Source organism: Rhizobium anhuiense bv. trifolii (assembly GCF_024346605.1).
GTDB lineage: Bacteria > Pseudomonadota > Alphaproteobacteria > Rhizobiales > Rhizobiaceae > Rhizobium > Rhizobium anhuiense.
This window is the reverse complement of the sequence record NZ_CP098803.1, coordinates 1,933,242-1,948,440: the sequence shown is the minus strand read 5'-3', so window position 1 is coordinate 1,948,440 and position 15,199 is coordinate 1,933,242. Positions and strand designations below refer to the sequence as shown.

15 protein-coding genes are annotated in these 15,199 nt (G+C 60.9%); 8 read left to right on the top strand and 7 right to left on the bottom strand.

Annotation, left to right across the window (positions count from 1 at the left end):
- Nucleotides 1-274: 274 nt before the first annotated feature.
- Nucleotides 275-904: an ATP-dependent Clp endopeptidase proteolytic subunit ClpP gene (clpP, locus tag NE851_RS18230; protein ID WP_003573944.1), complete on the bottom strand. Its 630-nt coding sequence runs from the start codon at nt 902-904 to the stop codon at nt 275-277.
- Nucleotides 905-1,295: 391 nt separating this feature from the next.
- Between clpP and NE851_RS18225 the strand changes: the two genes are divergently transcribed.
- Nucleotides 1,296-2,549: a GGDEF domain-containing protein gene (locus NE851_RS18225; protein WP_097543020.1), complete on the top strand. Its 1,254-nt coding sequence runs from the start codon at nt 1,296-1,298 to the stop codon at nt 2,547-2,549.
- 56 nt (nt 2,550-2,605) lie between these two features.
- Entirely contained in the window at nt 2,606-3,850 is a 1,245-nt protein-coding gene (locus NE851_RS18220) for a cytochrome P450 (protein WP_097543019.1), read from the top strand.
- Nucleotides 3,851-3,870: 20 nt separating this feature from the next.
- Here NE851_RS18220 and NE851_RS18215 read toward each other — a convergent pair whose 3' ends face one another.
- The 4 genes from NE851_RS18215 to NE851_RS18200 all read right to left on the bottom strand — a co-directional run bounded on the left by NE851_RS18215 (nt 3,871) and on the right by NE851_RS18200 (nt 8,421).
- On the bottom strand, nt 3,871-6,000 hold the full coding sequence (locus tag NE851_RS18215; protein WP_097543018.1) for a bifunctional diguanylate cyclase/phosphodiesterase: 2,130 nt from the start codon (nt 5,998-6,000) through the stop codon (nt 3,871-3,873).
- A 223-nt stretch (nt 6,001-6,223) separates the two neighbouring features.
- Nucleotides 6,224-6,574, bottom strand: coding sequence for a cupin domain-containing protein (locus NE851_RS18210; protein ID WP_047616480.1), 351 nt, complete (start codon nt 6,572-6,574; stop codon nt 6,224-6,226).
- 17 nt (nt 6,575-6,591) lie between these two features.
- On the bottom strand, nt 6,592-7,875 hold the full coding sequence (locus NE851_RS18205; protein WP_047616478.1) for an O-acetylhomoserine aminocarboxypropyltransferase: 1,284 nt from the start codon (nt 7,873-7,875) through the stop codon (nt 6,592-6,594).
- Between the two features lie 117 nt (nt 7,876-7,992).
- Complete coding sequence (locus NE851_RS18200) at nt 7,993-8,421, bottom strand: CoA-binding protein (protein WP_097543017.1); 429 nt, start codon at nt 8,419-8,421, stop codon at nt 7,993-7,995.
- Nucleotides 8,422-8,542: 121 nt separating this feature from the next.
- Here NE851_RS18200 and NE851_RS18195 point away from each other — a divergent pair, with 121 nt between their 5' ends.
- The gene (locus tag NE851_RS18195; protein ID WP_063474297.1) at nt 8,543-8,866 is read left to right on the top strand and encodes a hypothetical protein; all 324 of its coding nucleotides are present in this window, start codon (nt 8,543-8,545) and stop codon (nt 8,864-8,866) included.
- A 478-nt stretch (nt 8,867-9,344) separates the two neighbouring features.
- Nucleotides 9,345-10,181 carry an EamA family transporter gene (locus tag NE851_RS18190; RefSeq protein ID WP_097543016.1) on the top strand — a complete coding sequence of 279 codons (837 nt, stop codon included), beginning with the start codon at nt 9,345-9,347 and terminating at the stop codon, nt 10,179-10,181.
- A 1-nt stretch (nt 10,182) separates the two neighbouring features.
- Here NE851_RS18190 and NE851_RS18185 read toward each other — a convergent pair whose 3' ends face one another.
- Nucleotides 10,183-11,013: an enoyl-CoA hydratase gene (locus NE851_RS18185; RefSeq protein WP_254961920.1), complete on the bottom strand. Its 831-nt coding sequence runs from the start codon at nt 11,011-11,013 to the stop codon at nt 10,183-10,185.
- 99 nt (nt 11,014-11,112) lie between these two features.
- Entirely contained in the window at nt 11,113-11,343 is a 231-nt protein-coding gene (locus NE851_RS18180; protein WP_063474295.1) for a DUF1127 domain-containing protein, read from the bottom strand.
- Nucleotides 11,344-11,416: 73 nt separating this feature from the next.
- Here NE851_RS18180 and NE851_RS18175 point away from each other — a divergent pair, with 73 nt between their 5' ends.
- The 4 genes from NE851_RS18175 (at nt 11,417) to cml (ending at nt 15,071) form a co-directional block, all read left to right on the top strand.
- The gene (locus tag NE851_RS18175; protein WP_254961918.1) at nt 11,417-12,316 is read left to right on the top strand and encodes a LysR family transcriptional regulator; all 900 of its coding nucleotides are present in this window, start codon (nt 11,417-11,419) and stop codon (nt 12,314-12,316) included.
- Between the two features lie 316 nt (nt 12,317-12,632).
- Entirely contained in the window at nt 12,633-13,097 is a 465-nt protein-coding gene (gene rplM / locus NE851_RS18170; protein WP_012483399.1) for a 50S ribosomal protein L13, read from the top strand.
- 2 nt (nt 13,098-13,099) lie between these two features.
- The gene (gene rpsI, locus NE851_RS18165) at nt 13,100-13,567 is read left to right on the top strand and encodes a 30S ribosomal protein S9 (protein ID WP_047616469.1); all 468 of its coding nucleotides are present in this window, start codon (nt 13,100-13,102) and stop codon (nt 13,565-13,567) included.
- 319 nt (nt 13,568-13,886) lie between these two features.
- The gene (gene cml / locus NE851_RS18160) at nt 13,887-15,071 is read left to right on the top strand and encodes a CmlA/FloR family chloramphenicol efflux MFS transporter (protein ID WP_097543014.1); all 1,185 of its coding nucleotides are present in this window, start codon (nt 13,887-13,889) and stop codon (nt 15,069-15,071) included.
- The last annotated feature ends 128 nt before the right edge of the window (nt 15,072-15,199 follow it).

The following is a 15,199-nucleotide window of genomic DNA, read 5'->3' as shown; positions in this document are numbered from 1 at the left end:
AAGGCGAAATCGCGGTCCACTCTATCAGCTCCTGGCGGCACTCCGTTTCCGGAGCCTTTGCCGAGAAGGGCTTCAGGGGGTACGAACCGGTCCCAACCAATCATGTCCGGGTTCCGGCGGCAACGAATTCCCCTTCGAATGCCGAATGCTATGTCATAAAAATTCAACATAGCATTAATAGTTACTATTAGCGTCTTCGTCGCCGGATGAAAGCCCTTGTTCAATCACAAATGGGATAGAACTGTGGCGACAAAAACACCATCCCAATTAATTACTAGGCCTGTTCGCCTTCCATTTCGAGGCGCGACGTCAGAACCTTGTCGATGACGCCCCAGCCCTGGGCTTCGTCCGCATCCATGAAATGGTCACGATCGAGCGTCTTTTCAACTTCTTCATAGGTGCGGCCGGTGTGCTTGACATAGACCTCGTTCAGGCGGCGCTTCATCTTGAGGATGTCGCGGGCGTGGCGCTCGATGTCCGAAGCCTGGCCCTGGAAGCCGCCCGAGGGCTGATGCACCATGATGCGGGAATTCGGCGTGGCGAAGCGCATGTCCTTGTGGCCGGCGGCCAGCAGCAGCGAGCCCATGGACGCGGCCTGGCCGATGCAGAGCGTCGAAACCGCGGGCTTGATGAACTGCATCGTATCGTAAATCGCCATGCCTGCGGTGACGACGCCACCGGGCGAATTGATGTAGAGGGCGATTTCCTTCTTCGGGTTTTCGGCCTCGAGGAAGAGAAGCTGGGCGCAGACGAGCGTCGCCATGTGGTCTTCGACGGCGCCCGTCAGGAAGATGATGCGTTCCTTCAACAGGCGGGAATAGATGTCGTAGGAGCGTTCACCGCGGTTGGTCTGTTCCACGACCATCGGCACGAGGGCCATAGCGGTATCGACTGGGTTTCTCATGTGCGTCCTTTGTCAACGTCTCGCCGGCCGGCGCCGGGAATCAAAGAAAAATGTCTTATCCCTACATAGAGTGTCCCTGCCCTCCTCTTCAAGACACGCCTGAGGATAACGTTAAGAAGGCGGGGCCGGGCGGTTCCTGGTAGCCTCTTTCCCCCAAACGCCTGTTAACGGCGAGCCCTCGGCATTGTCTCCCCCGGTTTTTCTCCATGACAGGATGAAGGAAGGCTTACTTCATTCGACCGTGCTTATACACGTTTACCCAACGGAAAGCCTACCGGCAGATATCGGCCCAAAACCATGCCGCAGCGCAGCGACATTAAGGAAGTGGCGAGCTTCCTCGGCAAGGATGCAAGCCAACTGAAAAGGGCCGACAGACGAGGGGTTTGCTGCCGTGTTCAATATTGCTACAGGTCTCGCCATCTGGTGTTCCGAGGCCATGACGCTTGCTTTGGTGCTGTTCGTCGCCTGGCGCCACAACGTCAGGAACGAGGCCTATCTCTATTGGGGTCTCGGCTTCCTGCTGACCGGCATCGGCTTTGCGATGATTGCGTTGCGCAGCGAAATCCCCAGCGTGCTTTCCATCGAGGCGGGCAATGCCATTGCGCTGCTCGGCCAGAGTGCCTGGGTGGCGGGTTTTGTCGCACTCGACCGCAAGAGGATCGAATGGTGGGCGCTGCTGCCGCCGGTCATCTGGCTGGCCGGGGTTTTCCTGCCCTGGGTCAACAGCGATTATTCGAACCGCGTGGTGCTATACAATCTCGCTTCGGCGACAGGTGCGACGGCACTCGCCATGGCGGTCGCCGCCGGCGACATGCGCCGCGAGCGCACCCGCGTCAAACTGATGGGCGTCTTCGTCATCCAGGGCTGCCTGTGCTTCGGCTCGGCGCTGACGACGGCGCTGACGCTGCCGAGCGACATCGAGGCGACCAATCTCGGCGGCGTCTCCGCCATGGCCAGCGCCTTCCTGCTGACCATCGCCTTCGCGTTCACGTGCCGGCTGATCATGGAGCGCTCCGAACGGCACCTGCGTGCGCTGACCCTGACCGATTCGCTGACCGGCGTGCTCAACCGCCGCGGCCTGCTCGGCTATTTCGACGCCACCCAGGAAAAAGCCCATAACGAGCAGCGCCAGGTCGCGGTGATGCTCTTCGATCTCGACCATTTCAAGCGCGTCAACGATCGTTTCGGCCACCAATCCGGCGATGCCGTGCTCACCGCGTTTGCCCGCATGGCCCGCCAGTATATTCCGAACAGCATCTTCGGCCGCATGGGCGGCGAGGAATTCGCAGCCTTCGCCGCGGTTACGGACCAGACGGAAGCCGAGGCGATCGCCGAAGCGATCCGCACCGAATTCTGCCGCCTGCCCGTCAGCACCGGCGAAGCGATCGTCCCGGTCACGGTCAGCATCGGCATCGCGCTCGCCTCCTCGATCGAAGCCAATATCGACAAGCTGATCTCGGCTGCCGACCGGGCGCTCTATGCCGCCAAGGCCGCCGGCCGCAACTGCACGGTCACCTTCGGCGAAGCGGAGGCCGCAGCCCCTGCACCGGCCACACCGAGCAGCACCGCCGGCGAACTCGTGCCGACGGTCGACGATCAGGTCGAGGCCCTGCGGCGCATGGGCACGCTGTCGCGGGCCGGCTAGCCCGCTTCTTCACCCGCATCTTTCCGAGGCCCGGCAAATCCGCTAAGCCTCGGGACATGATGATACCGTCCTTTCTCTCGATCGATCCGGCCCGCCGCCATGTCTCGCTGGACGGCCGCAACCCGGCCTTCTACGGCAATCCGAATGCCGCCTATGCGGCACTTCACGCCCATTGCCCGACCTTCTACTGGAGCGAGCAGAAGCAGTGGTTCTTCACAGGCTACGACCATGTGAACGCACTGCTGCGCGATCGCCGCTTCGGCCGGCAGATCCTGCATATTGCCAGTCGCGAGGAGCTCGGCCTTGCCGAGCCGATGCCGCATCTTGCCAGTTTCGATCTCTCGGAACGGTATTCTCTGCTCGAAATCGAGCCGCCCGAGCACACGCGGCTGCGCACGCTGGTCAACCGCGCCTTCGTCTCCCGCCATGTCGAGAAGATGAAGCCGGAGCTTGCCGAACTCGCCAACCGGCTGATCGACGGCTTTGCAGAAAAGGGCGAGGTCGAGCTGCTCTCGGCCTTTGCCGACATCATCCCGGTGACGATGATCGCCCGGATGATCGGCATTCCCGAGGAGATGGGGCCGCAGCTGCTTGCCTGGTCGCACGCCTATGTCCGCATGTACATGTTCGGCCGCACGCGCGAGCAGGAAGACGAGGCCGAACGGGCGGCCAAGGAATTTTCCGACTACGTCAAGACGGTGATCGCAGAACGCCGCGCCGAACCGCGCGACGACCTGCTCACCCACATGATCCATACCGAGCACAAGGGCCAATATCTGACAGAGGAGGAGCTCGTCTCGACGACGATCGTGCTGCTCAATGCCGGGCATGAGGCGACCGTGCACCAGATCGGCAATTCCGTGCGCATCATCCTCGACAGCGGCTGCGATCCCTCGGAACTCTTCCGGGACGAAGCGACGACGGAACGCACGGTCGAGGAAACCTTGCGCATCGGCGCGCCGGTGCACATCTTCCAGCGCTGGGCGCTGGAGCCTGCCGAAATCGACGGCGTCTCCTTCAAGCGCGGCGACAAGGTGAGCCTCATCCTCGCCGCCGCCAATCTCGACCCGGCGAAATTCAGCGATCCCCTCACCTTCCGGCCGGATCGCAACGAGGCGGCGAACCTCTCCTTCGGCGCCGGTATCCATTTCTGCATCGGCGCGCCGCTGGCCCGGCTGGAGCTCAATGTCGTGCTGCCGATCCTGTTCGAACGGCTTCCCGGTCTCAAACTGTCAAAGACGCCGGTGGTCAAGGACGTCTACCATTTCCACGGGCTGGACCGCCTGGATCTGCAATGGTGATCACAGCCGCGCCTGGAAAGTCATGCGGCTGACTCTTCTTCCAGCTTGCTGGATATGTCGTGTGCCGACATAGGTCTTCCAAGCAGATATCCCTGCAGCTGATCGCAGCCGGCGTCGCGCAAGATTGCCGCCTGGCGGGTATTCTCGATCCCTTCGGCGGTCACCGGAATCTGCAGGGCGGTCGCCAGGGAAATGGTCGCCCGAAGAACATCGGCGCCATTTGCGCCTTCGTCGAGAGCCGACACGAGCGAGCGGTCGATCTTCATGCGATCAAACCCGAACTGCCGCAATGCGCCAATGCTGGCGTAGCCGCAGCCGAAGTCATCGAGCGCAAACTTGATGCCGACGCGCTTCAGCTGATCTATCGATCGTCGCGCCTGGTCCGGATTTGTCATCAGGACACCTTCGGTGATCTCCAGCGTCAGCCGGCTTGGATTGAAATCGAGTTCCTGCAGCACCGAGATCACTTCGGCGGCAAATTCCGGATTGCAGAGCTGGATCGGCGAAACATTCACCGACAATGCCAGATCGGGCCAGTTCTTGGCATGCTCGATCGATGTTCTGAGCATATGAACGCCAAGCGCATCGATGAGGCCGCATCTCTCGGCAAGCGGGATGAAAATCTCCGGACTGATGTTGCCCGTCGCCGTTCGCCAGCGTGCCAACGCCTCAAGACCAGTGACAGCGCCTGTTGTGGCGGAGACGAGAGGCTGGAAAACGGCTTCGATCGCGCCACTGCTGATGGCGTGCTTCAACAGGCCTTCCAGCTCGGCGACGCGTTGGCGTTCCTGGTCCAGTTCAGGATCGTATTCGATCGCCTGCCCCCTGCCATTTGTCTTGGCGCGATAGAGGGCCATATCCGCTCTGCGGAGCAGCTCCAAAGGCGGAATGTCTCCGTTGAGCGCAGCCGCTCCGATGCTTGCGCCGACTTCGATCGTTCGTCCGTCGATTTTGAAGGGCTCGGTAAACAGCGCCAGAATGGTCTTTTCCATGTCTTCGCACGTGGCGGATCCGACGTGCACCAATGCAAATTCGTCGCCCCCCAGCCGGGCCGCGGCAACGACTTCGGGGTGGCAGGCGGTCAGCGCGTTCGAGACCAGCCGAATCAAATCGTCCCCCACCGCATGCCCCCAGGCATCGTTGACGGCCTTGAAGCCATCAAGGTCGACCAGATAGAGCCGGAGTGGCGTAGAGCCCACATCCTCGAGGTCTTCCAGCAGGCTGAGAAGCCCATGCCTGTTCAACAGGCCGCTCAGGCTATCATGGCCCGCCTCGAAAAGTGCTGCTTGCGCCAACTGGCGCAGGCGTCGCGCCTCGGACGCGCCAACCAACAGAACGCCGATCAGGAACAGCGCAAGGATGGCGATAGCGGCCGCGACGTAAGGAGCAACCTGATGAAACACGGTGCTTCCGGGCGCCTTGCTCGGCCAGACGAGATAGCCGATGACGGCCCCCTTCATGTCGGTGATCGGCGCGTTCAGGAACGCCGGCTTGGGCGTCGTCTCGAGGTGCAGGCCTTCGAGTTCATGTTCGTTCGAGAGCGTGTCGAGAACCTCAGGCGTGATGTCCTTGTAGAAGCTCAACGTGCTGAGCTTCGGAAGCTCGCCGCTCGCCTCGAACGGCTGGATTGCCTGCGAGGCGATCAGCGCGACGCCGCTCTCGGTCTTGATGAAATTGACCACCGGCGCCCGCCCAGGATCAGCGGCCGCATTGATCTGCTGATCAAAGGTTTCGCCAAAAAACGCGCTCGGCTGGAAGGGCTTGCCTTTGGCATAGGCCGAGACAACCGAAGACCGGTCGGGGCCGATGACGATCGCGCCGTCATAGAGCGCGTAATCCTCGCTGGTTTTTCCCCAATTCTCATAGGCCCAATCGGCGGCGGTCGGCGATGAGGTCGCACGATAGGCATCGTCCCATACGGCATTGTCAGTCGTTGTCGAACCCAGGCGAGCCACAAAAGCGCCGATTGCGGCGCGGGCAGCGCGATTGGCCCTGGCATCGTCGATCTCGTTTGCCGACCGGGTCATCTTGACGACGACATGAGCCATAAGGCCGGTCAGGACGAGAGCGACGACGAGGAAGCAGACGGTTGTCGCAATGATGGAAGACGTCTGAGTCCGAACGTGCCTACCTGCAAGATTCGACGACATGCAAATTCCGCAAAGATTAATTGCAAGGCCATGTCTGTGAGACGGCAGGAGACATCATGTCCGCAATGCGCTGCAGATCAGATCTAGCATTTGACGATGTAGGCCCGATTAATGGGATTGGTTAAAAGCGTTCTATCCCGCAAAGAAGCGCTGTCATTGGCGGAAAAACAGGCCATTATCGCCGCAAACCGGGACAGGCCCGGGGTCGCCGGCGTCGGTCTGCTCAAACCTTGATCACATAATCCTTGCGAGTCGTTTCAACGACTTCCCACGTTCCCCTAAAGCCGGGCCTGAGGATCATCCGATCACCCGCCTTCAGATGCACCGGCTCGCCGCCCTCCTCCGTCACGATCGAATGGCCGGAGAGCAGGCTGAAATATTCCCACTCTTCGTAGACAATCCGCCACTTGCCCGGCGTCGCCTCCCAGATACCGGAATAGAGGCCACCTTCGGCCTCCTCCAGGTTCCAGCTACGGAATTGCGGATCGCCCGAGATGATCCGGCCGGGCTCCGGGGCGCCGAACTCCGGTTGGACGCCGTCGATGCTGAAGGTGATGAAATTTGCCGTGGTCATTATGGACCCCTTTGATCTCAGATCTTCGAGAGCGCCTGTTCGAGATCGGCGATGATGTCCTTGACGTCCTCGATGCCGACGGAAAGGCGCACGACGTCAGACCCGGCGCCGGCGGCGATCCTCTGCTCGTCGGTCAATTGCCGGTGCGTCGTCGAGGCCGGATGGATGACGAGCGAACGGGTGTCGCCGATATTGGCGAGGTGGGAGAAGAGCTCCAGTCCCTCGACCAGCGTCTTGCCCGCCTCATAGCCGCCTTTGACGCCGAAGGTGAAGATGGAGCCGGCGCCCTTCGGCGAATAGCGCTGCTGCAGGGCATGGTTCGGGTCGTCGTCGAGGCCGGCATAATTCACCCAGGCGATCTTGCTGTGCGCCTTCAGCCACTTGGCGACGGCGATCGCATTGTCGCTGTGGCGCTGCATGCGGAGCGGCAGCGTCTCGATGCCGGTCAGGATCAGGAAGGCGTTGAAGGGCGAAATCGCCGGCCCGAGATCGCGCAGGCCGAGCACGCGGGCAGCGATCGCAAAGGCGAAATTACCGAACGTCGCGTGCAGGACCATCCCGTTATATTCCGGCCGCGGGCTCGACAGCATCGGGTAATTGCCGGATTTCGACCAGTCGAAGGTGCCGCCGTCGACGATGAGGCCGCCCATGGAATTGCCGTGGCCGCCGAGAAATTTCGTCAGCGAATGTACGACGATGTCGGCGCCATGCTCGATCGGACGGATGAAATAGGGGGTCGCCAACGTGTTGTCGACGATCAGCGGCAGGCCGTTGCGGTGTGCGACGTCGGCGATAGCGGCAATATCGACGAAGGTGCCGCCGGGATTGGCCAGGCTTTCGATGAAGATACCGCGCGTCTTGTCGTCGATCTGGCTTTCGAAGCTTGCCGGATCGTCGGAATCGGCCCAGCGCACCTGCCAGCCGAAATTCTCGAAGGCATGGCCGAACTGGTTGATCGAGCCGCCATAGAGCCTGCGCGCAGCGATGAAGTTCTCGCCGGGGCGCATGATGGTGTGGAAGACGATCATCTGCGCTGCATGGCCGGAGGCGACGGCAAGTGCTGCCGTGCCGCCCTCGAGCGCTGCGACACGCTCCTCGAGCACGGCCTGGGTCGGGTTCATGATGCGGGTGTAGATGTTGCCGAAGGCCTGCAGGCCGAAGAGGGCGGCGGCATGATCGGAATCATTGAAGACGAAAGCGGTCGTCTGGTAGATCGGCGTTACCCGCGCGCCGGTCGCCGGGTCGGGCTGTGCGCCGGCATGGATCGCCAACGTGTTGAATCCCGGATCGTTCTTGGCCATGTCGTCCTCCCGTTATTGCTGACGAGCGGGATCATAACCACTCACGAACGAAAGTTAATCGCGATCCGTTTCAACCCGCGGGCGTTCCGTGGAAAATCCGTCTCCGCCAACAGCAACTCAGGCAATGAGACGAGGATATTCGATCGCCGGGCAACGGTTCATCACCACCTTGACACCGACGGCCTCCGCCTTTGCCGCCGCCGCATCGTCGCGGACACCAAGTTGAGACCAGATGATCTTCGGCAGCGGGCTCAGCGCCAGCGCCTCCTCGATGACCCCGTCCAGATATTCGGAGGCGCGAAATACGTCGACCATGTCGATCGGCACGGGAATGTCGGCGAGCCGGGCATACACGGTACGGCCCTGAATCTGCTTACCCGCCTGCCCCGGATTGACAGGAATGACCTCATAGCCGCGCGACAGCAGATAACCCATGACGCCGTTGCTCGGCCGGGCCGGATTGGGCGAAGCGCCGGTCAGAGCGATGGTCTTTACCGAATGCAGGATTCCGGCGAGGTAGTCATCCGTGTAAGCGTCGTGTTTCATGTCCGTGTCTCCACTCCCGAAAGCCCTTCAGCACGGCCCCGCATATTTTTTTGCATTTCCGTGAAACCGGTTGGGCGTCTTTTCCGTATATATGAATTGGATACTCCCTGAGGATGATTCGATGAAAAAAATCGCTCTTGCCCTCATGCTCGTGCTTGCCGCATCGCCGGCGCTGGCGATCTCGCGCTACAATCCGCTCGCCATGAGCTGTGCCAGCGTGCGCGCCGCCATCCACAATCAGGGCGCCGTCATCTTCCGCTACCAGTCTCCCCGCGGCTTGCCGCTCTACGATCGCTATGTCCGCAACAGCAATTATTGCGACGCGACCGATTATGCGGAATGGACGCATATTCCCTCGAAGGACGATCCCCGCTGCCCGGTCCTGAACTGCCAGAACATCGACAACCTTGACGGGATGCTTTTCGTTCCTCATCATCAACTTTGATGGTTTTAACGGTTGTAACGGCTGCGGGAAACTATACGTCTTTCGCGCTTGCGAAAGGTTTGGGGCTCAATCCCGCGCTGCGATTTTTTGAAGATTGCACAATCAAAAGCTTTAATTTTCCCCTATGTCAAAGTTATAGAATAATATCTATATTTCAGCAGCATAGGATAATCTACTTCCGAATTCCGACAGCTTTTTTCTCCTTTTGTTCATGATAATGCCGCGCTATGTTCTTATGTCCATTAGAAACATCTCATAGTTGAAAGGAGCGCCTGGATTGAACGCATGTCGCGCGCACGTAAAAATTGCTCCAATGAGCCACCATTGTTCACCTACTGAAAGAATGCTATTCGACACATGACCGCATAAGCGGCGGCCGCCGTGCATTTTCGTGCAAATCTCAGTTGTCTTTTCAGGAATTCGAAACGCTGAAGCGAGGCGTGTTCCGCTTCTTCTCATCCTTTCCGGATTTACTCCCTTGCCTCTCGACGTCATCCTGCTCGTTCTCTTCGGCGCACTGCTGCACGCGACATGGAACGCCATCGTCAAGGCGGGGAGCGACAAATCCCTCGATGCGGCACTGATCTCGGCCGGCGGTGCGGTTTCGGCGCTGCCGCTCCTGGCATTCCTGCCGCTGCCGCAAGCCTCAGCCTGGCCGTTCATCGGCGCCTCGGCCATCCTGCAATTCGCCTATTTTCAATTGGTCGCCGCCGCCTACCGCGCCGGCGATATCGGCCTCGTCTATCCATTGATGCGTGGCAGCGCACCGCTGCTGATTGCCGCGACAAGCGGTTTCATCCTCAAGGAAGATCTTTCCTGGGGCGCTCTTGCCGGCACGATGACGATTTCGGCCGGGGTACTGACGCTGGCTTTGGAGGCGAGGCGCGGCAGCAGCCGCGCCGTCATGTTCGCGCTTGCCAATGCCTGCGTCATCGCCAGCTACACCTATGTCGACGGTATCGGCGCACGCATCTCCGGCAATGCGGTTTCCTACACTTTGTGGATGTCGCTGTTGCCGCCGGTGCTGCTGTTTGCCTGGGCAGCGTCGCAGCGCGGCGCTGCCGCCGTCGCGCGCCACGTCCGTCGCAACTGGTGGCGCGGCCTCATCGGCGGCGCCGGCTCGATCGCTTCCTACGGGCTGGCGCTCTGGGCGATGACGAAAGCCCCGGTCGCGACCGTCGCCGCTCTGCGCGAAACCGCGATCCTCTTTGCGCTGGTGATCTCGATCACCGTCTTCAAGGAAAAGGCCAGCATCTGGCGCTACGTCGCCGGCGTGGTTATCGCAATCGGCGGACTGGTTCTGAAACTGGCGTGAGTCATTCGCCCTTCCATTCCGGCATACGCTTGCCGAGGAAGGCGCCGATCCCTTCCTGCGCGTCCTGCGTCAGCATGTTTTCGACCATCACCTTGGCGGTATAATCATAGGCCGCCTCCACCGGCAGTTCGAGCTGGCGGTTGAAGGCTTCCTTGCCGATCCTCAGCGCCATCGGCGATTTGCTGGCGATCACCGCCGCATATTTGGACACGACCTGCACCAGATACTGTTTTGGCACGATGCGGTTGACGAGGCCGAAATCCTTGGCGGTCGAGGCGTCGATCGTCTCGCCGGTCAGCAGCATTTCCATTGCCTGCTTGCGGTGCGTGGCACGGGAAACGGCAACCATCGGCGTCGAACAGAACAGGCCGATGTTGACGCCCGGCGTGCAGAATGTCGAACTGTCGGTGCAGATCGCCAGATCGCAGGAGGCAACCAGCTGACAGCCGGCAGCCGTTGCAAGCCCGTCGATCTCGGCGATGACAGGCTTCGGCAGATGGGCGATCTTCAGCATCAGATCGGCAGCGAGCCGGAAGGACTTTTCGAAGAAGCCGGCCCCCTGATCTTCATCGGCGCGATGGGTCGTGAGTTCCTTGAGATCATGCCCGGCGGAAAAGACATTGCCGGTCGAAGCGATGACGACGACGCGCACATCCGAATCCGCCCCGGCCGTCTCCAGCTCGTGCATCAGCGCTTCGAGAAGCGCGATCGAAAGCACATTGGCCGGCGGATTGTTGAGCACCAACCGCAGCACGCCGTCGCGCAGCGAGCGGGTCAGCAATCCGCACTCTTCTGCCCTGGCTGCGTCCGGGAAGGATACGATTTCGGCCATGATGCTGCTCCCTGCGCCCGCTCGATTCCAGCAGACGTTTTGCCACAAGGCGCTGGCAATTTCGAGCAGGATCCGCACTCCGCGCGTAAGCCGCTGCCGTCAGGACCAGAACCACGACTTCGATGCCTCGGCACTTGCCTGCGCACGCGTCAGACCGACATCGCGAAGCTCGTCGTCGGTGAGTTCGGACAGCGTGCGGCGGCTACGACGCTTTTCGAGATGATGCTCGATCATCGCCAGCCGCCGCAGGCTCCAACGCGCCAGGCGGCGCAGTTTCGATCGAACGATATCGCGAGGCGCCACAAAGATCCCGCTGGTTTCCAAAGCCATCTGTTCTTCCCTTCTTCAAGGGATGAAAGATGCGCTGGAAGACGCCACGAAAGAAGCTTATAGATATTATGATATGTATAAGGATTTCTTTGGCATGGCGCTCAACCTCGATCAACTCGCGACCTTCGTCAATGTTGCCGATCTCGGAAGCTTTACGGCTGCAGCCGACAAGGAGGCCCTCACTCAACCGGCCGTCAGCCTGCAGGTAAAGGGCCTCGAACAGCGGCTCGGTGTCCGGCTGATCGAGCGCGTCGGGCGACGGGCGCAGCCCACCGCGGCAGGTCTCGATCTTCTCGCGCATGCACGACGCCTGCTGCAGGAATCGGCGGCGGCGGAAGAAGCGATGCTGCCGTACAGAGATGGCGCAAGCGGCCGCGTGCGCATCGGCAGCGGCGGCACGGCGTCGATTCATCTGCTGCCACGCGCCATCGCCGCCGCCAGAAAACGCATGCCCGGCCTCGAAATCACCGTGCGCATCGGTGATGCCGATGACGTTCTGCGCGATCTGGAGGACAATAGCCTCGACATCGCCGTCATCGCTCTGCCGGCATCGGGACGGAACTTCGAGATCGAACCCTTCTACGAGGAGGAACTGCTGGCCGTCGCTCCCGCAGGCAGTCTCATTCCCGAAGGCGGGCCGGACGCCGCCTTCATGCGCGACAGGACGCTGCTGCTTTACGAGGGAGGCAATACGCGGCGGGCAATCGATGGGTGGCTTGCTGCTCCCAATACCAGAATCCGCCCCGCGATGGAGTTCGGCAGCATCGAGGCAATCAAGGAACTGGTGGCGGTGGGGCTCGGCTGGTCGATCCTGCCGGGACTGGCGCTGAAGCGCGAACGCGCCGGTCTGGTGACGACATCATCGCTGAATCCGCGGCTCACGCGCCGCCTCGGCATGGTGCTGCGCCGGGACAAACATCTGACACGCGGCCTTCGCGAAATGATGAAATGCCTGCGCGAGTTCAAAGGTTAGGGCCGCTTTCGACCGCGGGATGCGGTTTCAAAAGCCGGCAGCGACGAGATAAAAAACGTCAGCCTCCCCAGTTCACTACCTAACAAATGTGAGGTATCATAATACCATACATCTAACATATTGTTTTCGCTTGGAATTTTTTACAGGCGTCGGAAGAGTCGATATTGACCCGATGTCACATTCCCTTTATACACCGCGCCAGAACGCAGCCTGTCCGGGCTGCTTTCTTTTTGGCATGCCTCGCGCCTGCCAATCCAAGCAACAAGAAACGCCCTTTAAGCCCTAGGGCCAAGGGTCCCAAAAGAGAGTATTCACTATGGCAACCTTCTCCCAGAAGCCTGCAGAGGTGGAGAAGAAGTGGGTGATCATCGACGCCGAAGGGCTGGTCGTTGGCCGTCTCGCTTCCATCATCGCTATGCGCCTGCGCGGCAAGCACAAGGCAACCTTCACGCCCCACGTTGACGACGGCGACAACGTCATCGTCATCAATGCCGACAAGGTCGTTTTCACCGGCAAGAAGTATTCCGACAAGGTCTACTACTGGCACACCGGTTATGCCGGCGGCATCAAGGAACGCACCGCACGCCAGATCATCGAAGGCCGCTTCCCGGAGCGCGTCCTCGAAAAGGCCGTCGAACGCATGGTTCCGCGTGGCCCGCTCGGCCGTCGCCAGATGAAGAACCTGCGCGTTTACGCCGGCTCCAACCATCCCCATGAAGCCCAGCAGCCGGTCGCCCTCGACGTTGCCGCGCTCAACAAAAAGAACGTAAGGAGCGCCTGATCATGGCTGACCTCTCCTCCCTGAAGGATCTCGGCACGGCTTCCGAAGCTGCTGCTCCGGCCCACGTCCGCAAGGTCGATTCGCTCGGCCGCTCCTACGCGACCGGCAAGCGCAAGAACGCCGTCGCCCGCGTCTGGGTGAAGCCGGGCTCCGGCAAGATCATCATCAACGGCAAGGAATTCGCGGAATATTTCGCCCGTCCGGTGCTGCAGATGATCCTGCGCCAGCCGATCGTTGCGGCTGCCCGTGACGGCCAGTTCGACATCGTCGCAACCGTTGCCGGCGGTGGCCTGTCCGGCCAGGCCGGCGCTGTTCGCCACGGTCTCTCCAAGGCGCTGACCTACTTCGAGCCGGGCCTGCGCTCGGTGCTGAAGAAGGGCGGCTTCCTGACCCGCGACAGCCGCGTCGTCGAACGCAAGAAGTACGGCAAGGCAAAGGCCCGCCGCTCCTTCCAGTTCTCCAAGCGTTAATCGCTTCGGACAGACGGAATTACGAAGGCCGGGGAAACCCGGCCTTTTTATTTGCGCTGTTCAACCCAGGCGGAAGCGTGCCGGCTGCCATTGTCGCATTTCGGTTCTGCTGGTAGAAACTCTGCTGGTAGAAACTGGGCAAAACGCTTCGCGAATGAGCGAAGCCGCAGTCAGGGTCGCATCATGGGAACAACCAAGTCCGCAGACAAATAGGCCGCAACAACCCTGCCCTGTTGTTGCGGCGTCTGTCCGGCCAATTCCGATACTGATGAAAAGACAGATCGCCGCCGAATGAAATCATTTGAGCGGATGCTTTCCCATGTCTTATCCCAAAATCCAGCGCTGGAGCTATTCCGTGCCGGCAGCCATGCTGCTGATGGCGCCTTTCGACATCTTGACCTCTCTCGCCATGGATATCTATCTGCCGATTGTGCCTGTTATGCCGGAGGCGCTCGGCACCTCACCTGAAGTCATCCAACTGACCCTCAGCCTCTATATGCTCGTGCTCGGCGCCGGGCAGATCGTCTTCGGGCCGATTTCCGATATTGTCGGACGACGGCCCGTCCTGCTCGGAGGCACGGCACTCTTTGCCGCTTCCTCCTTCCTGCTTGCCGGCACTTCGGCGGCACCGCTTTTCGTGGCCTGGAGATTGCTGCAGGCAGTCGGTGCGTCGGCGGCTCTCGTCGCAACCTTCGCAACAGTGCGCGACGTCTACGCCGGGCGTCCCGAAAGCAGCACGATCTATAGCCTGCTCGGCTCCATCCTCTCCTTCGTGCCGGCATTGGGCCCCATCGCCGGAGCCTTGATCGCCGATCGCTTCGGCTGGCGCGCCATCTTCCTCGTCATCGGCCTCCTTTCGGTTGCCGCCCTTTTCAACGCCGGCATGCGGTGGCATGAGACCCGTCCCGCCGCCACCGCGAAGATCGCCCTCCGCCCGATCCTGAAGAGCTTTCCCTTCTGGGTCTATACATTAGGCTTCAGCACGGCGATGGGTGCCTTCTTCGTCTTCTTCTCGACGGCACCCCGTATCCTGATCGATAGGGCCGGCTTCTCCGGCATCGGCTTCAGCGTCGCCTTTGCCACCGTGGCACTGGCGATGATCGTGACGGCGCCTTTCGCCAAAAGCTTCGTCATGCGCTGGGGCATTGCAGGCAGTCTTGCCAGAGGCATGGCGACGCTGCTTCTCGGCGCCGTGCTGCTTGCCTTTGGAGAATTGTTTCTGCAGCCCTCCTTTGTCAGCTTCGTCGTGCCGATGTGGATCATCGCGATCGGCATCGTCCTGGCGACCGCGGTGACTGCCAATGGCGCGCTTGAGGCCTTTGGCGACACGGCAGGAACGGCGGTCGCGTTGTATTTCTGTGTCGAGAGCATCTTGGTCGGCTTTGCCGGAACGGTCTTTGTGCTTCTGCTCGGCGGCGACAGCGCCTGGCCGGTCGTTGGCTATATCTCTGTGAGCGCGCTGGCGACGCTCGCCGGGTTGTGGTCCCTGCGGCAGCCGGCCTGACAGCAGATGGTCAAGAACGGCCGCTCGACCGCAATGGGCGGCCGTCATCCGATCGATGGCTTGAAATCTGCCCGCAGCTCGCCTACCCCTTTCTGCGCGCAAGGGATCAGCCAATTCCTTCGCGAGAC

What these genes read in the sequence shown, in the direction of transcription:
- NE851_RS18220 (WP_097543019.1), top strand. Translation starts at nt 2,606, where the DNA reads ATGATGATACCGTCCTTTCTCTCGATCGATCCGGCCCGCCGCCATGTC.
- NE851_RS18215 (WP_097543018.1), bottom strand. Translation starts at nt 6,000, where the DNA reads ATGTCGTCGAATCTTGCAGGTAGGCACGTTCGGACTCAGACGTCTTCC.
- rplM (WP_012483399.1), top strand. Translation starts at nt 12,633, where the DNA reads ATGGCAACCTTCTCCCAGAAGCCTGCAGAGGTGGAGAAGAAGTGGGTG.
- rpsI (WP_047616469.1), top strand. Translation starts at nt 13,100, where the DNA reads ATGGCTGACCTCTCCTCCCTGAAGGATCTCGGCACGGCTTCCGAAGCT.
- NE851_RS18180 (WP_063474295.1), bottom strand. Translation starts at nt 11,343, where the DNA reads ATGGCTTTGGAAACCAGCGGGATCTTTGTGGCGCCTCGCGATATCGTT.
- clpP (WP_003573944.1), bottom strand. Translation starts at nt 904, where the DNA reads ATGAGAAACCCAGTCGATACCGCTATGGCCCTCGTGCCGATGGTCGTG.
- NE851_RS18175 (WP_254961918.1), top strand. Translation starts at nt 11,417, where the DNA reads ATGTATAAGGATTTCTTTGGCATGGCGCTCAACCTCGATCAACTCGCG.
- cml (WP_097543014.1), top strand. Translation starts at nt 13,887, where the DNA reads ATGTCTTATCCCAAAATCCAGCGCTGGAGCTATTCCGTGCCGGCAGCC.
- NE851_RS18185 (WP_254961920.1), bottom strand. Translation starts at nt 11,013, where the DNA reads ATGGCCGAAATCGTATCCTTCCCGGACGCAGCCAGGGCAGAAGAGTGC.
- NE851_RS18200 (WP_097543017.1), bottom strand. Translation starts at nt 8,421, where the DNA reads ATGAAACACGACGCTTACACGGATGACTACCTCGCCGGAATCCTGCAT.
- NE851_RS18205 (WP_047616478.1), bottom strand. Translation starts at nt 7,875, where the DNA reads ATGGCCAAGAACGATCCGGGATTCAACACGTTGGCGATCCATGCCGGC.
- NE851_RS18195 (WP_063474297.1), top strand. Translation starts at nt 8,543, where the DNA reads ATGAAAAAAATCGCTCTTGCCCTCATGCTCGTGCTTGCCGCATCGCCG.
- NE851_RS18210 (WP_047616480.1), bottom strand. Translation starts at nt 6,574, where the DNA reads ATGACCACGGCAAATTTCATCACCTTCAGCATCGACGGCGTCCAACCG.